Raw genomic sequence first — 18224 nt, 5'->3', positions numbered from 1 at the left:
CCGCGCCCCGGCTGTGGGCCCTGGTGAGGGCCCCCGGCCGGTGAGGACCCCCGGCCGGTGCGGGGCCCCATCCCGGCGCCGCACCCGGACATACCTGTCTAGTTCGTCCCGATCTTCGCGAGCAGGTCCACGATCCGGGACTGCACCTCGTCGCTGGTGGAGCGCTCGGCCAGGAACAGCACCGTCTCCCCGGATGCGAGCCGCGGCAGCTCCGTCCGGTCGATTCCCGCCGAGGTGTAGATCACCAGCGGCGTCCGGTTCAACTGGCCGTTCGCCCGCAGCCAGTCGATGATCCCGGCACGTCGGCGGCGTACCTGCATCAGGTCCATGACCACCAGGTTCGGCCGCATCTGGGTGGCGAGGCTGACCGCTTCGTTGTCGGTGGCCGCCCGCCCGACCTGCATGCCGCGCCGCTCCAGCGTCTCCGTCAGAGCGAGCGCGATCTCCTGGTTCTCCTCGATCAACAGGACGCGCGAGGGGTGCTGTTCGCTGTCGCGCGGGGCCAGGGCCTTGAGGAGTACGGCCGGATCGGCGCCGTACGCCGCCTCGCGGGTGGCCTGCCCGAGACCCGCCGTCACCAGGACGGGGACCTCGGCGGCGACCGCGGCCTGGCGCAGCGACTGGAGCGCGGTACGGGTGATCGGTCCGGTCAGCGGGTCGACGAACAGCGCCGCCGGGAACGCGGCGATCTGCGCGTCGACCTCCTCGCGGGAGTGCACGACCACCGGACGGTAGCCGCGGTCGCTCAGCGCCTGCTGGGTGGAGACGTCCGGCGCGGGCCAGACGAGCAGCCGGCGCGGGTTGTCGAGCGGCTCCGGGGGAAGCTCGTCGTCGACGGGCCGCGGCTGGGGGCGGTTGGCCACCTCGACCGCGCCGCCGGGGCCGTCCAGCGGCTCGGGGCCCTCGGCGCCCTCGTCGGGCGCCCCTATCGCGTACGAGCGTCCCTCGGGGTGGGCGTGGGGCAGACGCGAGCCACCCTGCTGTGACGCGCCGACGCCGGGGTGCGCCCCGGAGCCGGAGCCCGTGCCGTGACCGGCTCCCGTGCCGTGACCGGGCCCCGTGCCGTGACCGGGCCCCGCGCCAGGACCGGTCAGGTCGGGGCGTTCGGTGCCGTCGGGCGGGGTGCCCAGCTTGCGGCGACGGCCGGAACCGAGCGACTGCGGCTGGTTCGGGGACTGATTGGGAGCCTGGCCCGGGATGTGGACCGGAACCTGGCCCGGGGGCTGGTTCTGGTGGTGGGGGGGCTGCTGCGTGAACGGGACCCCCTGGCCGAGGGTACGGACGCTGAAGGCCCGCCCCTGCGTGGAGTCCGGCGAGACCGGAGCCTCTTCGGGCAGTGGCTGCGCGGGCGGGAGTGGCTGATGGGCGCCGCTCCGGGGGTTCGGTACGACGGCGATGTCGGCGGACGAGGACGCGCGCTGCGCGGAAGAGTCCTCGGGCGCGGCCTCGGGTGCGGCCTCGGGCGCCGAGGAGGTACGGGCAGTCGGCGGGACGGTCACGCCGCCGGTGGCGTTGCCCGTGGCGGGATCGTCGGGCCAGCCCGGGGGCGGGGCCATCGTGCCGAAGCCCGAAGTCGTGGGCATCCCCCGGCCGTTGGACGCCGGGCCGGTACCTGATGCCGGGCCGGTACCTGATGCCGGGCCAGTACCGGACGCCGGGCCGGTACCGGACGCAGGGCCGGGGTGGGACGCCGTGCCCGCGCCACGGCCGTACTCGTACTCATGGTCGGTGGCGGACCGGCCGGGGGGAGTCGGGTCGGGGCTTCCCCAGGTGTTCGGGTTCGCGTTCGGGTTCGCGTTCGGGGCGTCCCCGGTTCCGGCGAAGGCCCCCCTGCGCCCGGACGGCAGAGGGTGGGGCTGCGGCGGTGTGTGGTCGTCGTCCGGATTCGTCCGTACGGCGTCATGGCGGCCCGGCATCGGGCGGCGCGGCGCGGGCGGGGCGGCGGGAGGGACGGGACCGTGCCCCGGGCCGGGCGCGCGATCGGCCTCGGCGGGCGGGAGCGCGAACGGACTGCGCGCGCCCTCCGGCTCGGCGGGCACGGGGATGTGCCGCTCCTGTGCGGGGGCGAGCGCGCGGCGGGCACGGCGCCCGGCCGGCGGCGTCGGCTGAGCGGGAGCGGAAGGCATCGGCATGGGCGCCTGAGCCGGGGCCGGGGCCGGGGCCTGGGCCGGAGCGGCTCCCTGTCCCGCCGGTCCCTGCCCTCGTCCCGGTCCCGGTGACGCGGCGCCCGCCGGAGCGGTCGGCGGTACGGGCGCGGATACGGGGCCGGCGGGCGCCATCGGAGCGGCGGGTGTCATGGGCCCGGCCGGCAGAGCCGGCAGCGCGCGCTGCCCCTGCCCTCCCTGACCGGCCTGACCGCCCGGTCCACCTTGTGCCCCCTGTCCGCCCTGACCACCGTGCCGGGCCCGGCGCCCCGTCCCGGCGGCGGCTTCCGCGGGCACACCCTGGGGCGGAACGGCCTGCCCGAGCGCCGCCCGTCCGGTCGGATGCGCACCTTCGGCGGCCGTCACGACCGACCCTTCGGAAGCCGGGGCGGCCGGCAGCGCGACAGCGGACCCCGGGTTCGGCCCCGCGGCACCCGCTCCGCCGGTACCCGGCCCCGCGGCCGCCGCCGCATCGTCGGAGGGGCTCGGACGCCCGCGCCGACGGCCTGTGCCGCTGCCCCCGCCGGAGTCCTGCGCCGGGATCAGGTCCTGCCGAACTCCCGGCCCCCCGAAACCGGCGCCCTCCGTCCCCGATCCAGGAATCCCCGATGACCCAGGAATCCCCGATCCAGGAGTCCCCGATCCAGAAGTCCCCGATCCGGCCGTCCCGGCTTCCGCTCCCGGCTCGGCCGCGCGCGCCCGGCGTCGTCCCGTAGGTTCCCCGGTGTTCTCCGTCGCGGACGCCAGGAACGCGTCCGTGGACGACCGCCGCGCGCGTCGCCTGCCGCCGCCGCCCGAAGCCGAAGCGCCCGTCCCCGTATCTGCTCCCGCTCCCGCTCCCGTACCCGTGCCCGTGCCCGCTCCGGTGTCCGTTGCCTGCGCGGGCAGGGCGGGCTGCGCGGACCCCGGCATCCCGGCGGGCGGCTTGACCGTACCCGCGCCCTCGCCGAGCGGCAGTTCCAGCACATACGCGCTGCCGCCCATGCCCGGCATCTCGTGCGTCTGGAGCACCCCGCCGTGCGCCCGTACGATCCCGCGCACGATCGGCTCGTGCACCGGATCACCCCCGGCGAACGGCCCGCGCACCTCGATCCGTACGACATCGCCGCGCTGCGCCGCGGCCACCACGATCGTCGAGTCGACGTATCCGCCGCCCGGTACCAGCCTGGCCCGGCCCGTCGAGTCGACCCCGGCCACATCGGCGATCAGATGCGCGAGCGCCGTCGCCAGCCGGCCGGGGTCCACCTCTGCCTCGATCGGCGGGGCGTGCACCGCGAACTGCGCGCGGCCCGGCCCGATCAGCTCGACCGCGCCCTCCACACCGGCCGCCACGACCCCGTCGAGCAGGGTGTTCGTCTTGATCAGCTGTTCCATACCGGCGTCGAGCCGCTGATACCCGAGCACGTTGTCGACGAGCGTCGTCATCCGCGAGTAGCCGGCGGCCAGATGGTGCAGGATCTGGTTGGCCTCGGGCCAGAGCTGTCCGGCCGGGTCGGCGGCGAGCGTGGTCAGTTCGCCGCGCAGCTCGACCAGCGGCCCGCGCAGCGATTCGCCGAGCACCGCGGTCAGCTGGGAGTGCCGGCCGGACGTCTCGCCGTACCGCTCCGTCAGCTCCTCGATCTCGGCCGCGTACCGGTCGCTGCGGTCCGCGAGCTCCGCCGCGTGCCGTTCGGTCGCCTCGTCCAGCTCGGCGCGCAGCCGCTCGGTGGTCTCCGCCAGCTCGGCGCGGAGGCGTGCGGTCGTGTCCGTGAGCTCGGTGGTGAGGCGCTCGGTCGTCTCCGTCAGCTCTGCGGCGTGCTGTTCCTCCGCGGCGGCCAGCTCGGCGGCGTGCTGCTCGGTGAGTTCGTCGTACGGACGCCGGTCGGTGAAGGTCATCACGGCGCCGACGAGCTGATCGCCGTCCCGCACGGGCGCCGTCGTCAGATCGACCGGCACCTTCTTGCCGCTCTTCGCCCACAGCACCTGCCCGCGCACCCGGTGCTTGCGGCCGGACCTGAGCGTGTCCGCGAGCGGGGAGTCCTCGTACGGGAAGGGTTCGCCGTCCGCGCGCGAGTGCAGGATCAGCGGGTGCAGCTGGTGGCCGCCGAGATCGCTGGCACGGAAGCCGAGGATCTGCGCGGCGGCGGGGTTGACGAGGACGACACGGCCGTCGGTGTCCGTACCGACGACACCCTCCGACGCGGCCCGCAGGATCATCTCGGTCTGCCGCTGCGAGCGCGCCAGCTCGGCTTCCGTGTCCATCGTGCCGGAGAGATCACGGACGACCAGCATCAGCAGCTCGTCGCCGGTGTAGCTGTGCGAGTCGTTGTACGCGTCCCGGCCGTCCTCCAGGCTCGCGCTCGTGACCTCGGCCGGGAACTCACCGCCGTCCGTGCGCCGCGCGATCATCCGCGTCGGCTTCGTACGGCCGCGCGCGTCCGCCGCTTCCGGGCGGCGCATCGAACCGGGGATCAGCTTGGAGTCGAACTCGGGCAGCAGATCGAGCAGCCCGCGACCGACCAGCGCGGTGCCGGGGGTCTCGAACATCTCCAGCGCGATGGTGTTGGCGTTGACGACCGTGCCGTTGGCGTTGACGAGCACCAAGCCGTCGGGGAGTGCGTCGAGTATCGCCGCGAGGCGAGCAGCGCCTCGGGATGGCCTGCTGCTCACGACGACGCTTCCTCCCTGAACCACTGCACCTTGCGGACCGCGGCACCCATCTTGCCCCTCGGGTTCCGGCATGTCACGGAAGGGAGTCTAAAGGCTGGGGAGGCGGCCGCGACGGCGGATGAGCGGGAGCTCTCGCAGGGGTTGTGTGCGAATGGCCTGTGCCACTGGTCTTTCACGCGACGTTCCGCACCTCGCAATTGCCTCATGGGGGAACGTACCGCCCGGTCGAGCGCCTGCCGGACCGGCGGCGCCTGCCGGGCGTACGCGCCTGCCCAGACGGCCCGGGGCAGGCGCGTACGAGCCGACAAGAGGCAGGGCCGGTGCCGCGTACGCCTCCGTGCGCCGCCATACGCATCCGTACGCATCCGTACGCCTCCGTCGCCTCTGTAAGGACCGGGAGCGGCTTGCGCGGCCCGCGACGGCTTCACGAGGGCTCACGACGGCTTGGCGACGGCTTCACGACGGCTTCACGACGGCTTGGCGGTGGCTTGGTGACGGCTTGCGACGGCTTACGCCCGGGTGCTCGGCAGCACCGGCTCCAGCGTCTGCCAGCGGGCGATCTCGCATCCGTTCTTCCGGTTGAACGTGGCGTCGACGGCGCGCCCCTGCCAGGTGCCGGTGATGCGCGCCGTGGCGTCACCGCCGTAGAGCATCGTGCACTGCGCGTCCTTCGCCACCGGCGCGAACGGGTCCCGCTGCTCGCTCGCCAGCTGCGCCAGCCGGTCACACGCGGCCCGCGCCTGCTGGTGCGTCCCACCGGCAGGCCGGCACTTCAGCCGGTACGTGCCGTCGGCACCCCGGAGCCCGGAGTCCGCGACGGTGACGGTGAACTCGTCCGGGGCGTCTTCGCCCGACGGCAGCGGCAGGGGCAGCGGTACGGGCGCGAGCCGCGTGAGCGTGAAGTCCGCGGACTCGACGAAGGCGCCGGTGTCGGCGCGGGCCGAGGCGTCCGCGGAGGCGGCGGGCGCGACGGCACCCAGCATGGCGGCGGACGCGGCGACGGAAGCGGCGGCGGTGAGGACGAGGCGACGCAGCATGGAAGCTCCTGACGGGTGACGGATCCGGGGCCAACGCCCCGCCCTCTCTAACGCGCGTCAAGCCCCGGCGTTGCGGACGCGGAAGCGCTTTGCTCTGTGGGCCACCCGCCTAGTACCGTGAGAAGCGATTGGTGACACCCCACCTGCCTGTGTCATCATCTGCACGCACCATCCGCGCTCGCGCGGGTGTGCTGGAGGCGTCGCCTAGTCCGGTCTATGGCGCCGCACTGCTAATGCGGTTTGGGTCTTAAAGCCCATCGAGGGTTCAAATCCCTCCGCCTCCGCGCGTGAACCACCGAAGCCCCGGCCCCACGGCCGGGGCTTCGGCCGTTCCGGCAGCGATGGCCCGTACGAGTGACCGCCCCCACGAGTGATCGTCCGCACGGTCACCGACGCGCGGTCCCGAGACCGAATCTGAGCCGAATCTGAGGCGTTTTCGCAGGTCAGCAGGGGTCTGGCGAATGGATTTCACCTGGCGCCACAGGTCATGTAATGTTGTTCCCGCAACGCCGACCGGGAAGAAAAGCCCGGAACGCCAAGCACTCGTAGCTTAACGGATAGAGCATCTGACTACGGATCAGAAGGTTGCAGGTTCGAATCCTGCCGAGTGCACACAGGTGAGAGGCCCCCGGAGAAATCCGGGGGCCTCTCGCGTTGGGCCGTACAGCAGCGAAGTACAGCAACGCGTCCGGTGAACGTCAGTCGGCGCCGCCCATCGCTTCGGAAAGCCTGCCGATGGCCGCACGCACCTCGTCCTCGCTCGCCTCCGCGTAGACCTCCATCGTCATGGCGATCTGAGAGTGCCGAAGGATGCGCTGAGCGATCTTCGGATGCACCTTGAGGGCGACCAGGAGCGAGCTGCACGTGTGCCGGGTGTTCCGCAGCGGGATCACCCGAAGGCCGGCCCTGCGGGCCCGCAGGGCGAACATGCGGGTCAGGTTCCCCGGCTCGATCGGAGTTCCATGCTTCGTGGTGAAGACCAGGCCGTGCGTGTCCTGCCAGAGTTCACCCACGGCCTTCCGGTCGCCGGTCTGCTGAGCGCGGCGCATCCGTAGCGCCTTGAGGCAGAGTTCGGGCAGGGGCAGGAAATCGTCCGATTCCTCCGTTTTGGTCTCGCGGTGGAGGATCTGGCGTCCTGCCCGCTGGATCTGATGATCCACGTACAGCTCGCCCGTCTTGAAGTCGATGGACTTCCAGGTCAGCCCCAGCACCTCGCCACGGCGGAGCCCGAGGGTCAGCACCAGGACCCAGGCCGCGAAGAGGTGGTCGTCCCGGGCCGCCGCATCCGTGAGGAACTGGCCGGCGTCGGCCACGGACCACGGCTTGATCCGGCGGCGGCGTGGCTTGGGCACCTTGACGAGGGAGGCGACGTTCTTGCCGATCTCCTCTTCGCCGACCGCGTGGGTCAGGGCGGCGCGGAGCGCGTCGCGAGAGCCCTGGATCACTCGGCGGGACGGGTAGGACTCGCAGCACTCCCCGATCGCGCAGCACTTCTGACGGTCGCGAGCCCTGTTGCTGTCCTTGCCCTGGGCGCAGCACTGGCAGATGGTCGCCAGCTTGGTCAGCCACTCGCGCACGTCCCGCACGGTGAGCTTGTCAAGCCGCTTGGCGCCGAGGTGGGGAGCGATGTAGAGCCGCACGTATCCCTCGTACGAGACGTACGACAGCGGGGCGAGGTTGGGCTTGACGATCGAGTCGAGCCAGTACGTCAGGAATGCCGCGAGAGTGCGGTGCCGCGTGGCGACGGGTCCCTTCTTGGCCTCAGTGTGGAGCTTGATCCACTTGTCGTGGACCTTGTCGCGGGTCTTGCCGTAGACGTACTTCCGGGCGCGCTTGCCGTCCGGCTTGGTGACCCAGACATAGGCCGCATGGCCGTTCTTGTAGGGGTAGATGGAGCCTTCGCCGTTGTTCCGCTTGCCGCTCATGCTGCCTGCCCTTCGGCGTCGGTAGCGATGCGCTGGACGTACTCGTCCACCCACGCCGGGAGGATGCGGCGGTTGCGGCCGACCTTCACCGAGCGGATCTCTCCGGTGAGCACCAGCAGCTTGGTCTTGGACAGACCGAAGCCGAGCATCGCGGCGACCTCGGCGGTCGTGTGCCACTTCGGTGTGATGGCGACAGTGGTCATGAGGACGCATCTCCTTCCGTGCGGTCGGTGTGGAGTACGTCGTTGAGCCAGGTTTCGCCGCTGGTGAGTCCGGTTCCGGCGTAGTCCCAGCGGGAGAGCACGAGGGTGGTGGGCGCCGGGGCGGTGGCGTCTTCGCCGCGTGTGAGGGCGGATTGGAGACGTTGCCATTCGGCGCGAGCCTGGCGGAGGGCGGAGAGGGTGGTGGAGTAGCGGCGGGTCTTGGTGGAGAAGTGGCCCCGGAAGCCGAGCATGTGGGCCCAGGCGCGGAGCCGGAGGTGTCCAAGGTCGGGGCGGGCGCCGAGGTTCCAGCAGGTGCGGACGAGGCGGCGGGCGTGGTCGGTGTGGGCGAGTTCGGCCAGGAGCCGTATGCGGTGGTCGAGGGTGCCCGTCGCTGCTTCGGCGCCCTTGGTGGCGTACTTGGCGATGTAGCCGGCCACGGCTCGGTCGGTGAGTTCGGTGCCGTCCGCGAAGTCGGCGGACCGGATGACGCGTACGTCGAGCTGGCGGCCGAAGGTGAACCGGTGCGCGTGGCCGTCGAGGGTCGGGCCGGTGACGGCGGTGGTTCGGGTGGCGGATTCGATGGCGTCGGTGAGGAGTTCGGGGGTGGCCCAGGCCGGGGGGGTTGGGTGTTGCCGCCGTCGTGGCCGTCGAGTCGGATGACGGCGTGGAAGTGGAGGGCGCCGCGTCGTTGGTACTCGGCGACCTTGGCGAAGGAGACGCGGGCGTGCTGTCGGAGGGCGCGTTGGGTGAGTCCGGCGCGCTTGGCGATCTCGCGGCGGAGGTAGATGGAGAAGCGCCGCCACAGGGCGCCCGCGTGGGCGTTCCAGAGCACCGCGGCTTCGTAGTCGTACGAGTCGGGGTGCAGCGGTGTCCCGAGGGCGGGATCGTCGGCGGGGTGGGCTGTGCCGCACCGGCAGGCGGGTTGGCCGGTGGGGCGGTTGTGGACGGGGCCGAAGCTGGGTGCCGTGAAGGTCGCGAAGACGCGGGGGTGTGTGGCTACCTGTTCGCCCGTGCCCTTGCCGCCGCGCAGTCCGGCGGTGATCAGGTGGTAGGTGTCGCGGCGGTACGTCTCCGCGCAGGAGGCGCAGCGGGTGACGCGCCGGTTGTTGCACCGTACGAGGAGCTGTCCGGCGGGGAGCGAGGCCGAGTCGAGGTGGTGCAGGACGGGGCCGATCTCACCGGTCCGGGTGTCGACGTGGTGTTCCGTACCGTGCCCGGTCAGGCGGATGGGACGGGCGCAGCCGCCGAGGGGCGAGAGCTGCCGGAGGAGGCCGGGAAGCTGGCGGGTTTGAGCCAGGCGACGTAGTTCGGCCTGTGCTGGGGTGGTGGCGCGGGGGATGATGGCGCTTCTCCTTTGTCTGACATGTGTGTCCGGGCGAAGGGGATGGGCCTGCCGGGGGCGGCGGATGCTTGGCGGTATCGAGGCCGCCCCGGCAGGTCGCTCAGGGTTGATGCGTGCGGTTGACGACGTCGACGCCGGTGCGGGTGCCCGAGTCGATGGCGGGGGCGAGGACGGTTTCGCTGAGGTAGAAGCCGAAGCGCTGCCCGCAGATCTCCAGGAAGATGCCGGCGGCGCGGCCGAGCTGGGCGAGCCGGATGAGCTGGGTGACCATCTCGTCCCGCCGTTCCTCGTCCTTCTTGGTCGCGATGAGGAAGAGTTCGGCCACCTCGTGCACGAACAGCACCACAGGCACGGGCCGTTGGTGCTCAGGCAGACCCCAGAGGTCCGAGGTGATGTCCTCGTCCGGGGTGCCGGAGGCGATGCCCTGACGGGCCTTGATCAGGTCGTACCGGTTCTCCATCTCGGCGACGAGTACGGGCAGCAGTTCGGCCGCCTCGTCGGGGTTGGTGGCGAGCGCGGACAGACGAGGCGCGAAGGGTGCGAGTTCGACGCCGCGTTTGCAGTCGATGCCGACCAGGGCCACCGGTTGCCGGGCAAGACCGCTGATCAGGTTGCGCAAGTACATCGACTTGCCCGACAGCGTTGCCCCGAGGGTGAGTTGATGCGGGACGACCAGGTAGTCCCGTACGAAGGGCTGCGCATCCTCCCGCAGAGCCACCGGCACCCGCAGCGACTCCGTTGGTGCGGCTCTTGGCATCCGGACGCGGCCCAGCACGTCGAAGCCGACCAGGCGGATTTCGACCGCTCCCGGCTTTTCGGCGGTGACGTGGACAGCGTGGACGGCCCACGCGTGACGCAGCCGCTCGCAGGATGAGGCGACGTCCGCCGGTTCCTGCCCGGGGGCGAGCCGGAGCCTGAACCGCAACCCGGTCGATGTGGGCCGGATCAGTCCACGCCGGGGCGGTACGGGGCGGATCTCACGCCGGGTGGCGACCCGTACCGCCAAGCCACGCAGACGCGACGGAGGGACGGTCAGTCCGCAGGCATTCATGACGGAGACGTACGAGGTCACCAGCCGTACGACGGAGAGCGGCAGGCCGAAGGCCCACCAGTACCAGACGGGTCGGTGCGCGCTGGCCCAGGCGGCCCCGACGCCGAGTGCGACGAGGAGACCGCCCAGCACCGCGAGCGTCAGCAGGTCGGACACGTCAGGCTCCCGTGCCGACCATGGCGGGGATGGCACCAGCGGTCACGGCGGCGGCCCGGTACGCGATGCCGTGACGCTGCTGCCCGTTGAACACCGACTCCCAGGGCCGGGCGACCAGCCCCGGCAGCGAGACCGGCGCACCCAGGACCAGGCCGTTGGTCACTCCGCTCTCGGGAACCGTGACGTGGATGAGCGACGACTCGCCCTCATCGATGTAGACGACGCCGATCTTCATCAGCGCCTCTCCGCTCACGGCGTCCTTGGCGATCTCCCCGGTCTGCCGGTCACGCACCTTCGGCTCGGGCGCCTCCGTCAGCAGGATCGTCGCGGTGGAGGTCTCAACTCGGATGGAACGCATGTGATCTGTCTCCTCGGGGTCACCCCCAATCCGATACACCTAGTCGTGTAGACAAGTTGCGTGGTGGATCGGGGAACTGCTGGAACGCGGATCACTGTGCCATACATCTTGGCCACTCGTCTATACGAGTTGGCTTCTCGATGTGTACGAGTCCCAAGGAGACGCCGTTCCGGGGGTGTGCCTGCCGCTCCAATCGCCTTCATGTCGCGGGGAGTTGGTAGTTGAGGACGTAGGCGTCGGCGGCCATGACGGTGTCGCAGACTTCGACGGCGCGGCCCTTGGTGTCGTACGCGGTGCGGACGAGATGGATCACTGGGACTCCGGAGGCGAGCCGGAGGGTCTTCACTTCCACCGGGGAGGGCATCCGGGCCCGGATTTCTTCTTCGAAGTGGTCGAGCTGGTGGCCGAGTTCTTCGAGGCGGGCGTAGATGCCGCCGGGGCCGGGGTTGGGCTGAGCGATGGGGGTGTCCCGGGCGATGTCGAGCGGCAGGTAGGAGACGGCGAACTCGACGGGTCGCCCGTCCAGCAGGTATCGGCGGCGCCTGGCGAGTACGCGCCGGGGAGCGCCGAGCCGCGCGGAGATGTCCGGGCTTGGACGCTCCTCCCTGACCTCCAGGTTGTCCACCTCCGGACGGCTGCCGGCGGCGTCCGCCTCTACGATGAAGGCCGACTTCCCCTGCTCGCGGTGGCGTCGGGCGAATCGGTCGGAAGCCAGACGGCGCACTGGGGGCCGGGGGCGTACGAAGACCCCCTTGCCATGCTCGGAGGAGACGAGCCCTTCGCTCTGGAGGATGGAGAGCGCGTTGCGCACGGTCATGCGTGAGACGCCGAAGTGTTCGACCAGTTCCGATTCCGAGGGCAGCTTGGAACTCTCGGCGAAGCGCCCCTTGTCGATGGCTTCCCGCAGGTGGTCGGCGATCTGCCGGAAGACGGCGCGGTCGCTGGTCGGGTCCAGCGAGCCGAGTAGACCGGGGGCAAGCGCGGCCATGTGTACTCCTTTGGATATCTAGACAAGAGGCTGAGTCCAGTTGCTACGGTGAGAGCCTAGCCAGCCGACCGGACGAGGACAGCCGAACGTGATCTTTGCCGAACGCCCCCACTCCGTGAGCGTCGCCGGGGTGATCGTGGACGACCACGGTCAAGCCCTGCTGATCAAGCGGCGCGACAACGGGCACTGGGAGCCGCCGGGCGGTGTGGTCGAGGCCGGTGAGACCCTGCTCGACGCGTTGCAGCGGGAGGTTCTGGAGGAGACGGGCATCAAGATCGCCCTCCCGGCGACCCTCACCGGCGTCTACAAGAACATGACGGGCCTGATCGTCTCGCTGGTCTTCCGCTGCGAGATGGCCGACGGCACCTTGACCACCGGTCCCGAGACCCGCGCGCTGCGCTGGGTCACCCGCGAAGAGGTCGCCGAACTCGCCGACGAGGCGTACGCGATCCGCGTCCAGGACGCGTTGGACGCGATGTCGCCGCCCGCCGTGCGTGCCCACGACGGCGTGAAACTCATCTAGCACTGAACAACGGTCCATGGCCGCCCATCAGCGTAAAGGAACTTGTATGCACGAGTATATGAGAGCGCAACAAGTCTGGGAACTCCTTGGCCCAGGTCTCCCCGAAGCGGTGGGCCGCGCCCGGCGCTGGACCGGCGACGTGCTCAGCGGCCATCCCCGCGCGGACGACGCGGCCTTGATCGTCACCGAGCTGATCACCAACGCCGTCACCCACGCGGCCAGCCCCGATTTCCGTCTCACCGTCCGGCGGGAGGGTCGCGACCTGACGCTCACGGTCACCGACCGAGGGGGCGGTACGGGGCACCCTCGCGTCGTTCATCCGGACGACGCTGCCGCTCACGGCCGAGGGCTGGCGATCGTCCACCTTCTCGCCGATCACGTCCGGATCACCTGCGGACTGCTCGGACACACGGTCGCGGTCAAGCTCGCCACCTCGTCGCGGGAGGCGGCCCCGTGCTGAACGTCCCGCGAGGAGGCCGGCCCCAGATCGTTCCGTACATCACGCAGTGGAGCGGGGAACGGGCACCGCGCAGCGACATGGTCGTGCGCCGGGGCCGCCTCGCTTTCGCCGACGAACGCCCCTACGACCGAGACAGCACCGGAGTCCTGTGGACCAGGACCCCTTCCCAGCCGGGCAGGGGAGACCGGAGTACGGCCAGGTCCACCCCATCCGCCAGCGCAACGCGATGGAACGACTCCTCTGCCAGGTCTGCGGAGGCCCCGCCGACCGCAACCGGGACGGCACCTTCTGGCTCCTCGGCGACGACCCCCAGGACCCCGTTGTCCCCACCGACCACGAGGGCATACTCACCGCGCACCCGCCCCTTTGCCTGCCCTGCGCCCGCATCTCGGTCAGCGCATGCCCACACCTGCGCGAGCAGTACGTAGCCCTGCGCGTCCGCCACGTCGAACGGGCCGGAGTACGCGGCGCCCTCTACCGCCCCGCAACACCGAAGCCTGTAGCGGTCGACGCGGTGGGCATCTCCTTCGACGACCCCGTCATCAACTGGGTCCGCGCCGGCCAACTCCTCCTGCGCCTCACCGACTACCACCCCGTCGAACTGCCTTGAGTAACAACTTTCTCTACGTCTTCAAGGCGACTCGCTCCGCTCACCGCGCGCTCCCCGGCTCCCCGCCGGGCCCCGCCGCTCCTGTCTCCGCCCCGCTCCGGGCCCCGGCTCCGCCGGTCGCGCGGCAAGAGCGAACGCCAGTGGTGCGGAGAAACCCTCTGTGGCTGGGGCGGCCGACTCCACGGCTTTAGCCACCTCCCCGGTCCGGGTCCCGCGTCGAGCAAGACCAGAGGGCCACTCGTTCAAATTCCGGGCAGGATCACAGCCTGCCCGAGTTGCCGGCCAGCGTACGGCCCCCTGATCATGCCCGACCCCAAACCAGGCAGGACACCGACCAAAGCCCCTCCGCCGACCTACTCGTCAGAAGGGAAATAGTCTGCCCAGCGATCGATTTCTGATTGGCGTACTTCGATTTCCGACATGCGGACAAACATGCGCTGAGGGAAGGTGCCCAGAATGTGCACAGTGTCTTGAGTTGACCAAACAAACACATCCCGCAAAAACGAAGATACGCTTTCGTTAATTTTTACTAGGCAGTCGAACCTATCCTCCAGGTCAATTGCCAGGTCGTCCAATGGCAATTTGGCATGGTGGTTGTTGTCAACCAAAAGGGCGGCCCTGGGGATATTCGCGGCGGCTACGTTACGTACGAATTGTTCTAGCTCGGATGCTGTAACAGCCTTCCCTCGAACTTCCACTGCCAAGGTGGGTGAATCATTTGAGAAAACATGAACGTCACCGGGGATGTCCCGTGAAGGATCATTGATTCTCCGTGAGGTGACGTGATCATACGCCATGTCGAGGCCAGCTGCCGCGCAAGCTTGTAGTTTGCGAGGGATGTCTGGCCCAGAGGTTACAAAATTCTGTGTATGGCGGATGAGACTAGATTCAACTATCGAACTGCCTGCAACGGCTCTTTGTTTCTTCTGGGCTGCCTCAATGCAGACGCTAAGAACCGCTACCAGAGCGTGAAAAGATTCCCTTTCTGAGTACATTTCCGTACTGGCGAGCGCATCACGTAGCCGCTTGAAGTACGGTCGGGCACTGCTCTTAATTCTCTCAACTTCGTCATAGTGGTCGTATCTGAAGAATGGTTGGTTGTTTATCGGCTCCCGCCCCGTGGCGCCGATGTCGAAGCCAAGTTCAACCGAGGCCGGCACGAGTACTGTGTGGCATAGAGTGCGAAGTGAGAATGATCTATCGCTATGTTTCTCTTTGATTGAAAGGGGGTCGACTTCCCGTGTACAGGCTCGGGCCAGCAACGATGCCCCTAGGGCAGCCGTGTAAGTTCGTGGAGCTTTGTCCTCTCGGAGAGTACGGGCAAGCTCGGCCCATTCATTAGGAGAATCGGCATAGCTCAGCGCTGCGAAATGAGCCTCCTTGACCACTTGATGCGCCTTGTTCTTTTCAATTGTGATTCCCACAATTCCTCCTACCCGAACGAGAGTTGCTCTTGCGTGGGGCTTTCTTCTGTATCGGATTTAATGTGCCCCAACTGCTCCATCAAGGAGCGCACGACCACCTTTCCTAGTTCGACGGGAACGGCGTTGCCGATCTGTCGCATCATCTCGCGTCGACCCCCGACGAATTGAAATTCGTCGGGGAAAGTCATGATGCGCTTCATCTCTGGAATTCGCAGTCTGCGTGCCCTCATCTCTCCATTTTGATTGGGGATGTTTTCCCAATGGAAGGGGCCCACCCAGGGGCCGGGCTGGGCCTGAAGAGTTGTAGAGGGCCTATCGGGATCGGCCCTCAAAAGGAATGTCCAGTATCGGCTTCGCCAACGAAACTCGTTCCTCCCGCCGTAACGGTCGGTGTGCCACAAATAATTCTGTCCCGGTGGCACTTCTGCAGCCAGTTCGCCGAAAGTTCCCTCGGCTAGTTCACCCGGCTCAGGTGCGCATTCGGCTAGCCCTTCGAGAGCTTCCTTAACTCCCACAAAAGGAAGTTTGCTGTGATCAATAGATCGATCCCTTTCTGACTCGCCGGAGTGAGTCGTTTCGGGAAATCGATAGGTTTTTCCGTCACGTCGGCCGACGACAAAAACCCGACGTCGAAGTTGGGGCACCCCGTATTCTGCGGCGAGAAGAACCTTATATGTTGGGTTGTATCCTGCGTCTGAAAGGCCTGCCATAAGTCGGTCGAACTGCTTTTTGTGGGTCTTGTATGTGAGTCCTTGAACGTTTTCGAGAATGAAGGCTTCTGGCTGGCTCTCGCGTACGACTCGAACATAATCATCGAGTAGTGAGGCGTTCGGGTCTGAACTGTTTCTTTTCTCTTCGATCCAAAAACCCGACTTGCTGAACGGTGTACATGGTGGTCCGCCCACCACAAGAGTTGGTTCCCCTTTTCGCAATCCGCCAACATCAAGAATCTCTTCTGTTGATGTGGTTTGAATGTCTGCGCACAAGGTCTTAGTGTGGGGGAAGTTTAGGCTGAGAGTCTGAAGAGCGGTTTCGTCTTGGTCTGTTGCGACAGCTACGCGAAGAGGTGATCCCGTGCCGTCGTGGCTTAGGGGAGTCTCAGCGCAGCGTTCAACAGCGCAGTCGAGGCCGCCAGCCCCGGAAAATAGACTCACTACAGGCAGCTTAGAGTTCACGGCGACACCTTAGCGTGCAGATGCGGTGATCATGAAACTTCCGCCGGCCCGGCCTCCGTTCTCGTTTGGCTGTGAACGTGGACCGAGTTGGGCTGAGTGAGCAGATCAGGTATCTACCGTCGTAGGCGGTCTCTGTATGTGCAGTGGCACTGATCAGGTTCGATGACTTGCGGTCGTGGATTGAAGGATGCTCAGCTACTTGCTGAGGCAGGTTGGAAGGGAATCGTCAACCATCTGCCAGCTCCATACGGACAAGCTGACCATCCTGGTTGATCTCTCAAAGTGGTCTTTGGTATCGGACCTTTGGTCAGATGCTGGCGCGCCGTGCCCGGTTTGGTTCTGCTCCGTGGCGCCGCCGTCCTCCAGCGCCGCGCTGTGCTGGCAGCTTCGTTGGCGCTTCATCCGCGCGGGACACCGCAGGGTGCTCCGGACCCCGTCACCGCCTTCACGGAACCTGGGTGCGAGCTGTGTTGCGGTACAGCAGCGAAGTACAGCAACCACGGCAACCCGTCGTGTCTCGCGATGTTCGTCAGGAACCCGGCAGAAGCCTGAATGACCGCCACCGACCGATCCGGCTAGAGCTACGGATCAGAAGGTTGCAGGTTCGAATCCTGCCGAGTGCACAGCACGCCAGAAGGCCCCCGGAGAAATCCGGGGGCCTTCTGCGTTGCACGGAGGGTGGACGGTGGCGCGGGGTGCGGGCCGGGGGTGTCGTATGGGCGGGGCGCCGCGCGGGAGTTGGTGGGGGCGGTCGGTGGTGTCTCAGGCCGGGTGAGGCGTTGGGGTGGGGCGCGAGGGGGTGTGGGGTACCGCGACCACCTGGTATTCGTCCTCGTAGACGACCTTGCCGGGGTCCGTCGAGCGGATCATGTGGCACTCGACGCCGTGGGCCGTGAGGATCTTCAGGTAGCCGTCCACGCGTTTGACCAGTTCCGCGGCCGGGGCCGAGGTCTTGAACCAGGCGACCGCGCCCGGGTGGAGTTCGGGGTCGTAGACCTGCGGGTCGACGGTGGAGGGGTCGGGGTAGTTGGCGTCGTACCAGTCGTTGCCGGCCCGCCAGAAGCTCCACTGTTCGTCGGTCAGGACGCCCTGCCGGGCCAGGCCGTTGGCCAGGGCGAAAACGCCGGGGAAGTGGCCGCGCGGGCTGCGGACCGTGCCCTGGAACCGTACGTACGTCATCTCCACCCGACAGCCCCCCGCGCCTCGTCCCGCCCATGTCGTCCGTCCGTGCCTGTCATCCTGAGCGCTATGAGGTGGAAGTGCCAGGGCCTTCGCTGGAGCGAGGGGGTGCCCGCGCTCGGGTGGCGGCGGGGCGGGGGTGGCGACCGGCGCGAGAGCGTGCTGGAGTACGGGCGTGACCTGGGGTTTTGTGCCGTCGGGGCGCGTACGTGCGTCGGGGCGCGGGGGAATGTGTGCCCCCTCGGGGCGGTGATCGCCGGGCGCGGTACGGGCGGACAGTGTGCCGAGTGCGCGCGGCTGGACCGGGCGCACTCCGTGGCCGCCGACACCATCGCCGACGATCCGCGGACGTACCGCGTCTATCTCGCGTGGTTCGGGCCCGGGATGGTGAAGGTCGGGATCACCGCGGAGCAACGCGGGCCCGCGCGCCTTCTGGAGCAGGGGGCGGTCGCGTTCAGCTGGCTCGGGCGCGGGCCGCTGATGGCCGCGCGGCGGACCGAGGAACTGCTGCGCAGGGCGCTGGGGGTGCCGGACCGTATCCCGTACGCGCGGAAGCGGGACGTACGGGCCGCGCTGCCGGTCCTGGCGGAGCGGGTGGCCGAGATCGAGCGGCTGTACGTACGTGCGGTGGCGCTGGAAGGGTGGCCGCAGTCGCTGGAGCGGATGGCGTTCGTGGCCGTCGACCATGCCGGGGCCTTCGGCCTGGACGGGCTGGCGCCGGCCGTCGGCGTGGTGGTGGAGCTGGTGGACGGCGGGTGTGTCACGGGGCGGCTGGTCGCTGCCGCCGGGCCCGATCTGCATCTCGCCGCGCCGGACGGCCGGGTGATCGTCCTGGACACCCGGCTGATGAGCGGGTGGGAGTTGACCGCGGTCGCGGGCGGCGGCACGGGTGAGGGCGGGAGCGGTGGCGGGGGTACGGGCGCGGTCACCGTGCCCGTCCGGGAGGTGCACGGCGGCGATGTGGGTGTGCAGGACGGGCTCTTCTGAAGGGAGAGTGGGC

General features: G+C 68.8%; 13 protein-coding genes, 2 tRNA genes and 2 pseudogenes. 6 read left to right on the top strand and 11 right to left on the bottom strand.

The annotated features are described in order from the left end of the window. Positions 1–98: 98 nt before the first annotated feature. Together ACZ7LS_RS23590 and ACZ7LS_RS23585 are read right to left on the bottom strand one after the other, a co-directional pair. Positions 99–4793, bottom strand: coding sequence for a PAS domain-containing protein (locus ACZ7LS_RS23590; protein WP_385130807.1), 4695 nt, complete (start codon positions 4791–4793; stop codon positions 99–101). 509 nt (positions 4794–5302) lie between these two features. Beyond that, positions 5303–5830, bottom strand: coding sequence for an SSI family serine proteinase inhibitor (locus ACZ7LS_RS23585; RefSeq protein ID WP_382522632.1), 528 nt, complete (start codon positions 5828–5830; stop codon positions 5303–5305). Positions 5831–6023: 193 nt separating this feature from the next. Between ACZ7LS_RS23585 and ACZ7LS_RS23580 the strand changes: the two genes are divergently transcribed. Next, a tRNA-Ser gene (locus tag ACZ7LS_RS23580) sits at positions 6024–6114 on the top strand. Positions 6115–6369: 255 nt separating this feature from the next. Continuing rightward, positions 6370–6442, top strand: a tRNA-Arg gene (locus tag ACZ7LS_RS23575). An 86-nt stretch (positions 6443–6528) separates the two neighbouring features. On the opposite strand, the gene ACZ7LS_RS23570 is transcribed toward ACZ7LS_RS23575, so the two are convergent. From ACZ7LS_RS23570 to ACZ7LS_RS23545, 6 genes and pseudogenes are all read right to left on the bottom strand, one after another. After that, positions 6529–7755, bottom strand: coding sequence for a site-specific integrase (locus tag ACZ7LS_RS23570; protein WP_385130804.1), 1227 nt, complete (start codon positions 7753–7755; stop codon positions 6529–6531). Next, entirely contained in the window at positions 7752–7958 is a 207-nt protein-coding gene (locus ACZ7LS_RS23565) for a helix-turn-helix domain-containing protein (RefSeq protein WP_385130801.1), read from the bottom strand. Before ACZ7LS_RS23565 ends, ACZ7LS_RS23570 begins: the two co-directional genes overlap by 4 nt. Beyond that, positions 7955–9255 (bottom strand): annotated as a pseudogene (locus ACZ7LS_RS23560) (replication initiator). The gene ACZ7LS_RS23565 and the pseudogene ACZ7LS_RS23560 overlap by 4 nt, the downstream one beginning before the upstream one ends. Before the next feature lie 220 nt (positions 9256–9475). Next, positions 9476–10507: pseudogene (locus tag ACZ7LS_RS23555) on the bottom strand (FtsK/SpoIIIE domain-containing protein); the annotation flags it as partial. A gap of 1 nt (position 10508) precedes the next feature. Continuing rightward, positions 10509–10865, bottom strand: coding sequence for an SCO3933 family regulatory protein (locus ACZ7LS_RS23550; RefSeq protein ID WP_385130798.1), 357 nt, complete (start codon positions 10863–10865; stop codon positions 10509–10511). Positions 10866–11064: 199 nt separating this feature from the next. Next, complete coding sequence (locus ACZ7LS_RS23545) at positions 11065–11853, bottom strand: GntR family transcriptional regulator (RefSeq protein WP_385130795.1); 789 nt, start codon at positions 11851–11853, stop codon at positions 11065–11067. Between the two features lie 115 nt (positions 11854–11968). Between ACZ7LS_RS23545 and ACZ7LS_RS23540 the strand changes: the two genes are divergently transcribed. The 3 genes from ACZ7LS_RS23540 to ACZ7LS_RS23530 all read left to right on the top strand — a co-directional run bounded on the left by ACZ7LS_RS23540 (position 11969) and on the right by ACZ7LS_RS23530 (position 13446). Then, the gene (locus ACZ7LS_RS23540; protein WP_385130985.1) at positions 11969–12376 is read left to right on the top strand and encodes an NUDIX hydrolase; all 408 of its coding nucleotides are present in this window, start codon (positions 11969–11971) and stop codon (positions 12374–12376) included. Positions 12377–12434: 58 nt separating this feature from the next. Further along, positions 12435–12836, top strand: a complete 402-nt coding sequence (locus ACZ7LS_RS23535) for an ATP-binding protein (RefSeq protein WP_385130792.1) — start codon at positions 12435–12437, stop codon at positions 12834–12836. Positions 12837–12984: 148 nt separating this feature from the next. Next, entirely contained in the window at positions 12985–13446 is a 462-nt protein-coding gene (locus ACZ7LS_RS23530; RefSeq protein WP_385130790.1) for a hypothetical protein, read from the top strand. Between the two features lie 353 nt (positions 13447–13799). Here the strand turns inward: ACZ7LS_RS23530 and ACZ7LS_RS23525 are convergent, their stop codons facing one another. The 3 genes from ACZ7LS_RS23525 to ACZ7LS_RS23515 form a co-directional block, all read right to left on the bottom strand. Then, entirely contained in the window at positions 13800–14870 is a 1071-nt protein-coding gene (locus ACZ7LS_RS23525) for a restriction endonuclease, SacI family (protein WP_385130788.1), read from the bottom strand. 8 nt (positions 14871–14878) lie between these two features. Continuing rightward, positions 14879–16045, bottom strand: coding sequence for a DNA cytosine methyltransferase (locus ACZ7LS_RS23520; protein WP_385130785.1), 1167 nt, complete (start codon positions 16043–16045; stop codon positions 14879–14881). A 762-nt stretch (positions 16046–16807) separates the two neighbouring features. Continuing rightward, entirely contained in the window at positions 16808–17224 is a 417-nt protein-coding gene (locus ACZ7LS_RS23515; RefSeq protein ID WP_385130782.1) for a hypothetical protein, read from the bottom strand. A gap of 69 nt (positions 17225–17293) precedes the next feature. On the opposite strand from ACZ7LS_RS23515, the gene ACZ7LS_RS23510 reads away from it, so the two are divergent. Then, entirely contained in the window at positions 17294–18211 is a 918-nt protein-coding gene (locus ACZ7LS_RS23510) for a DUF2797 domain-containing protein (protein WP_385130780.1), read from the top strand. Positions 18212–18224: the final 13 nt, after the last annotated feature.

The sequence above is a fragment of the Streptomyces sp. NPDC039430 genome (genome assembly GCF_055639435.1).
This window is presented reverse-complemented; position numbering and strand designations above follow the sequence as displayed.